This is a genomic window from Kitasatospora sp. P5_F3, from assembly GCF_054049135.1.
Genome location: NZ_JBFUMY010000055.1, coordinates 20,891 through 27,195, shown reverse-complemented (window position 1 = coordinate 27,195; position 6,305 = coordinate 20,891). Strand labels below are relative to the sequence as shown.

Genomic DNA, 6,305 nt, shown 5'->3' with positions numbered 1-6,305 from the left:
GTATGAAGCAGCTCAGCCTCGGCGTACTGGCGAAGTCCCGCAAGGAGAACGAGTTCCGGCGGCCCATCCACCCCGCTCATTTCGAGCGGATCGACCCCGAGCTGCGCAGCGGCATCTTCCTGGAACACGGCTACGGCGAGCGCTTCGGCGTCACGGACGAGTCGTTGAAGGCACTGGTCGGAGGCTTCCGGTCACGCGAGGAGCTGATCGCCGAGTGCGATGTCATCCTGCTCGCGAAGCCGCTGGCCGCCGACCTCGCCGAGCTGCGCGAGGGCCAGGTGCTCTGGGGCTGGCCGCACTGCGTGCAGGACCGGGAGCTGACCCAGCTGGCCATCGACCGGAAGCTGACGGTGATCGCCTTCGAGGCGATGAACCACTGGACCAACGACGGCTCGTTCAACCTGCACGTCTTCCACAAGAACAACGAACTGGCCGGCTACTCCTCGGTCCTGCACGCGCTGCAGATCCAGGGCTCGACCGGTGACTACGGCCGCCGGCTGCGCGCGGCCGTGATCGGCTTCGGCGCGACGGCCCGGGGCGCGGTCACCGCGTTGGCCGCGCTCGGTGTGCACGACGTCGACGTCCTCACCCAACGGGGCGTCACGGCCGTCAGCTCGCCGATCCACTCGGCGCGGATCGTCCAGTTCGACCGGGAGGACACCGCACCGCGGCCGATCCACGCCATCACCGAGGACGGGCGGGTCCCGTTCGCGGACTTCCTGGCCGAGCACGACATCATCGTCAACTGCGTGCTCCAGGACACCGCGGCGCCGCTGGTCTTCCTCGCCGACGAGGACCTCGCCCTGCTCGCGCCGGGCACCCTGGTGGTCGACGTCTCCTGCGACGAGGGCATGGGCTTCAGCTGGGCGCGCCCCACCACCTTCACCGAGCCGACCTTCGTGGTCGGCGACAACGTCCGCTACTACGGCGTCGACCACAGCCCGTCCTACCTGTGGAACTCGGCGACCTGGGAGAACAGCGAGGCGCTGCTGCCGTTCCTGGGAGCCGTCCTCACCGGCGCCGCGGCCCGGGACACCGACGAGACGATCCGCCGCGCCACCGAGATCCGCGACGGCGTGGTCCAGAACCCGGCGATCCTCGCCTTCCAGGACCGCGCCGCGGAGTACCCGCACCGCTGAGTGCCTACTTGCCGTAGCGGCGGTCCCGCTCGGCGTAGGAGCGCAGGGCCCGCAGGAAGTCCACCCGGCGGAACGCGGGCCAGTACACGTCCACGAAGTGGAACTCGGAGTACGCGGACTGCCAGAGCAGGAAGCCGGACATCCGCTGCTCGCCGCTGGTGCGGATGACCAGATCGGTGGCGTCGGCCCCGGCGGCCGAGTAGAGGTTCGCGCTGATGTCGTCGATGTCGATCCGGTCGGCGAACTCGGCCGGGTCGCCGCCCGCGTCGGTGTGCTGGCGGAACGCGGTGCGGACCGCGTCCACGATCTCCCGGCGGCCGCCGTACCCGATCGCGACGTCCACCTGCAGGCCCGTTCGGCCGACGGTCGCGGCGGCGGCCTCCTTCAGGGCGGCGGCGTGCTCGCCGGGCAGCAGGTCGAGGGAGCCGATCACGTTGACCCGCCACGGCTTTCCGGGGGCGGCCAGGCCGGTGACGGTGTCCTCGATGATGCGCAGCAGCGGGACGAGTTCGTGCTCGGGCCGGCCGGACACGTTGTCGTCCGAGAGCATGAACAGGCTGACGTGGCCGATCTCGGCCTCCGCGCACCAGGTCAGGAACTCCTCGGCCCTGACCCCGCCGACCCGGTAGCCCTCGGCGACGTCCTTGTGGCCGTTCTGGCGGGCCCAGCGGCGGTTGCCGTCGAGCATGATCCCGACGTGCCGGGGTCGGGGCAGGCCGGCCAGGCCCTTCATGACGCGCTGCTCGTAGATCGGCATCGCGGCGTTGCGCATCCAAGCGGGCAGAAGTGCCATGGCCCCTCCAGGGACGAATCCGGATCAACTGGGCGTGACCGTATCAGGCGGGGCGTCAATCTCCCTACCTGGCCGGGTATTTGACGACGTGAATGCCGTCCTGACCTGGAGAGTGCCGGCCGAGGACCGCTTCGGCTGGTGGTGCGACGTGGTGGACCGCGACATCGCCCCGTTCACCCTCCTCACCGCCCACAACGGCGACTACCGGGCCGACGGTCGGCCCGGTAGCCGAGGGTGGCCGTTGCAGCGGCGGCCAGGACCAGGAGGGCGACCAGCCGGAGGCCGAGCGACATGGCCGGGACGAACTCCGCTGCCACGGTGGGGTGCCCGCCGGAGTGGGCGGCGAGCACCGTGCCGACCGCCGCGACGCCGAGCGCGGCGCCGATCTCGCGGGCGGCGGTGTTCAGTCCGGCGCCCAATCCGGCCTGGCCGGGCGGGAGTTCGGAGACCACGCCGAAGGCGAGCGCGGGTGCGGAGAGCCCCATGCCGCAGGAGAGCACCAGCAGGTAACCGGCGTACAGCGGGTAGGGCGTGCCCGCGTCGGCGGTCGAGACGCAGAGCAGGCCGAGCCCGATCAGCAGCAGTCCGCCGCCGATCAGCGGGCGCGGGCCGTAGCGGGCCTGGATCCGGACAGCGGCCTTGGGGGCCAGTGCCATGCCGACGGTGAGCGGCACGATGGCCAGGCCGGTGAGGGCGGCCGAGAAGCCCTTGACGTACTGCAGGTACTGGGAGTTGACGTAGAACAGCGCGAACAGGCCGAAGAAGCCGGCGGCCGAGCCGAGCGCCGCTGCCCGCAGCCGTCGGTTGCGGAACACCCGGGGGTCGACGAGCGGGTGCGCGGCCCGGAGTGCATGGCCGGTGAAGAGCGCGAGCAGCAGCGCACCGGCGGCGAAGCCGGTCAGCACCCGGGCGGAGGCCCACCCCTGGGAGGGGCCTTCGATGATGCCGAAGAGCAGGGCGGCCAGCCCGCCGATCAGCAGCAGCGAGCCGAGGCCGTCGGTGGCGGCGGGGTGCCGGGGCGAGTCGGGTACGGTGCGGGCGACCGCGAGGGCCAGCACGGCGGCCAGTGGGAGCATCGACCAGAACAGCGCCTGCCAGGGCAGGAACTGGGCGATCAGCCCGCCGCCGACGTTGCCCGCGAGACCGCCGAGGCCGAGGGCGAGCGTCCAGGAGGCCAGCGCGCGGGCTCGGCCTTCGGGACCGGCCAGCTGGACCAGGATCGACATGGTGGCGGGCATGATCAGCGCCGCTCCGGCGCCGGAGACGGCGCGTCCGGCGATCAGCAGGGCCGGGCCGGTGGCCAGGGCGCTGACCGTCGCGCCGAGTGCGAACAGGCCGAGCCCGGCCAGCAGTGCGCGCCGGCGGCCGTAGCGGTCGCCGAGCGCACCGGCGGGGATCAGCAGGCCGGCGAACACGATCACGTAGGCGTCGACCGCCCAGACCAGCTGACTGCTGTTCAAGTCGAGGCCGGAGGCGGTGAGTTGCGGGATCATCAGGTTGATCGCGGCGACCATGCTCTGGGCGATCAGCACGCAGGCGCAGACGGCGAGCACCACCAGGCGGCCGGGTGGGGCGGCAGTGGGCACCGGGACGGGCGTAAGGGCAGGCGTGGACAAGGCTCCCCCTGGAGCTGGCGTGGATGACGGGATGTCTGTCACCGTAGGGCGCCCGGCTCCTGTCTTCCAGTGCATGTTTCACAAGGGATGAATGCGTGTGACGCAATCCGGTCTGGACCTCAACCTGCTGATCGCCCTCGACCTGCTGCTGGAGGAGGGCAGCGTCTCCGGAGCGGCTCGGCGGATGCACCTCTCGGAGCCCGCGATGAGCCGGACCCTGGGCCGGATCCGCAAGGCGCTGGGCGATCCGGTGCTGGTCCGGGCCGGACGCGCGATGGTGCCGACGCCGCACGCGCTGTCGCTGCGAGCGGAGGTGCGGGCGGTGGTGGAGCGGGCCCAGGCGCTGTTCACCCCGACCGGGCAGGTGGACCTCGGCACGCTCACCCGTACCTTCACCGTGCTCGCCCACGACGCGTTCGCCGCCTCGTACGGTGCGGCGCTGCTGGCCCGGGCGGCGGCCGAGGCGCCGGGGGTGCGGCTGCGGTTCCTGGCGGAGAGTCACCTGGACGCGCCGACGCTGCGCGAGGGCGGCGCCGACCTGGAGGTCGGGGTGATCGACAGCACCGCGCCCGAGGTGCGGGTCGAGCAGCTCTTCGAGGACCGGATGCTCGGGGTGGTGCGCGCCGGGCACCCGTTGCTGACCGGCGGTCCGGTCACGCCGGAGCGGTTCGCCGCCGCCCCGCAGCTGAGTGTCTCCCGGCGCGGGCTGCTGCACGGTCCGATCGACACCGCGCTGGCCGAACTCGGCCTGGCCCGCCGGGTGTTGGGCAGTGCTCCGACTTTCCCAGCCGCGCTGTTCATGGTGCTCGACAGCGACCTGGTGGGCCTGGCCACCAGTCGTGCGCGCGGGCTGACCGACGCACTGGGTCTGACCATGTTCGAGATCCCGTTGGCGCTGCCCCCGCTACCGTTCGGCCTCGCCTGGCACCCCCGGTACGACGCCGACCCCGCGCACGCCTGGTTGCGTGACCGGATCCGGGAGCTGATGACCGGGCAGTCCCGTTCGCGCCTCGCTGTCACCGGGTGAGGCGGGCCGCCCGTATCGTCAGGTGGTGGCGCTCCGGGAGACTGGCGGTGTGCCGGGCGGCGGCGCGGTACTGCTCGGCGGCGCCGGCCGCATCCCCGGACAGCTCCAGCAGGTAGCCGCGCACCACGGCGGGCCGGTGACGGCCGGTCWGCTGCCCGGCGGACTCCAGCGCGTCCAGCTCGGCGAGGCCGACGGCCGGGCCGTGCACCATGGCGGTGGCGACGACCCGGTTGAGCGCGACCACGGGGGTGGGGGCCAGCCGCTCCAACACCCCGTACAGCGCCAGGATCTGCGGCCAGTCGGTCTGCTCGGCGGTCGCGGCCTCGTCGTGGACGGCGGCGATGGCCGCCTGCACCTGGTACGGGCCGACCGGGCCGCGGGGGAGTGCGGCGGTGATCAGTGCGACGCCCTCGGCGATCGCCTCGGCGTCCCAGCGGCTGCGGTCCTGGTCGGCGAGCGGGATCAGTTCGCCCGCGCCGCTGGTGCGGGCCCGGCTGCGGGCGTGGTTGAGCAGCATCAGCGCGAGCAGGCCGGTGACCTCGCCGTGCTCCGGCAGCACGGTGTGCAGGGCGCGGGTCAACCGGATGGCCTCGCGGGAGAGTTCGACGCGCTGGAGGTCGGGACCTGCGCTGGTGGCGTAGCCCTCGTTGAAGATCAGGTAGAGCACGTGCAGCACCGAACCGAGCCGGTCCGGCCAGTCCTCGGGCTCCGGCAGCCGGAACGGGACCGCCGAGCTCCTGATCCGCTGTTTGGCGCGGCTGATCCGCTGCCCCATGGTCGCCTCGGGCACCAGGAAGGCGTCCGCGATCTGACCGGTGGTCAGGCCGCCGACCGAGCGCAGCGTGAGGGCGATCGCGGAGGCGGGCGACAGGGCGGGGTGGCAGCACAGGAACAGCAGGAGCAGGGTGTCGTCCCGGCCGCCGGCATCCTCGGCGTCGGCGGGCGGCACCGACCACCGGTCGGCCGGCACCTGCCCGGCCACCCGGTCCTCCCGGCGGCGCCGGGCCTGCTCACTGCGTACCTCCTCGGTCATCCGCCGCTGGGCGACCTGGATCAGCCAGCCGCGAGGATTGGCGGGCAGGCCCTCGGCCGGCCACTGGAGGGCCGCTGCGAGCAGCGCCTCCTGGACGGCGTCCTCGGCTGCGGTGAAGTCGCCGAACCTGCGGGTGAGCACGCCGACGACCTGCGGCGCCAGTTCGCGCAGCAGGTCCTCGGCGGCCGGGTCGAGTCCGGTCAACGGTCTACATTTCCTCGGTCGGCACCGACATCACCTGCCGCACCTCGATCGGCATGTTGAGCGGCCGCCCGCCGGGGCCCGGGGCGGCCGAGACCTGGGCAGCGATCTCGACCGCGCGCTCGGGGCTCTCGCAGTCGACGATCCACCAGCCCGCCACCCACTCCTTGGTCTCCGCGAACGGGCCCTCGGTGACCACCGGCACGCCGTTGGCCCCGGCGCGGACGATCTTCGCGGCGTCGGGCATCGCCAGCCCCTGGGCGTCCACGAACTCGCCGTCGGCGGCCAGCTTGCGGTTGGCCTCGCCCATGAAGCCGATGTGGGCCCGGACCTCCTCCGACGTCCAGGTGTCGATCGCCGGGAAGTCGGCGGTCGCCGCGCTGAACTGCATCAACAGCATGTACTTCATGACCTGCTCCTCGGTGTCTGCGGCACCCTCGGCGGGTGCCTGCACTGACAGGTAGAGGCACGCGCCGGGATTTCGACATCCGCGGCG

The 6,305-nt window shown here is 72.7% G+C and carries 6 protein-coding genes; 2 read left to right on the top strand and 4 right to left on the bottom strand.

All coding sequences use genetic code 11. From position 1 onward, the window contains the following. The coding region (locus tag ACXJMZ_RS27100) for a N(5)-(carboxyethyl)ornithine synthase (protein WP_457032659.1) at positions 1-1,139 on the top strand (1,139 nt) is incomplete at its 5' end. Positions 1,140-1,143: 4 nt separating this feature from the next. Here the strand turns inward: ACXJMZ_RS27100 and ACXJMZ_RS27095 are convergent. Then, positions 1,144-1,923 carry an isoprenyl transferase gene (locus tag ACXJMZ_RS27095; protein ID WP_457032660.1) on the bottom strand — a complete coding sequence of 260 codons (780 nt, stop codon included), beginning with the start codon at positions 1,921-1,923 and terminating at the stop codon, positions 1,144-1,146. Positions 1,924-2,114: 191 nt separating this feature from the next. Further along, on the bottom strand, positions 2,115-3,623 hold the full coding sequence (locus ACXJMZ_RS27090; RefSeq protein WP_457032658.1) for an MFS transporter: 1,509 nt from the start codon (positions 3,621-3,623) through the stop codon (positions 2,115-2,117). A gap of 16 nt (positions 3,624-3,639) precedes the next feature. Between ACXJMZ_RS27090 and ACXJMZ_RS27085 the strand changes: the two genes are divergently transcribed. Beyond that, on the top strand, positions 3,640-4,575 hold the full coding sequence (locus ACXJMZ_RS27085) for a LysR family transcriptional regulator (protein ID WP_457032657.1): 936 nt from the start codon (positions 3,640-3,642) through the stop codon (positions 4,573-4,575). Here ACXJMZ_RS27085 and ACXJMZ_RS27080 read toward each other — a convergent pair. Both ACXJMZ_RS27080 and ACXJMZ_RS27075 read right to left on the bottom strand, forming a co-directional pair. Next, positions 4,565-5,812, bottom strand: a complete 1,248-nt coding sequence (locus tag ACXJMZ_RS27080; protein WP_457032656.1) for an RNA polymerase sigma factor — start codon at positions 5,810-5,812, stop codon at positions 4,565-4,567. The two genes, ACXJMZ_RS27085 and ACXJMZ_RS27080, sit on opposite strands and share 11 nt — an antisense overlap. 4 nt (positions 5,813-5,816) lie before the next feature. Then, on the bottom strand, positions 5,817-6,218 hold the full coding sequence (locus ACXJMZ_RS27075; protein WP_457032655.1) for a YciI family protein: 402 nt from the start codon (positions 6,216-6,218) through the stop codon (positions 5,817-5,819). Between the last annotated feature and the right edge of the window lie 87 nt (positions 6,219-6,305).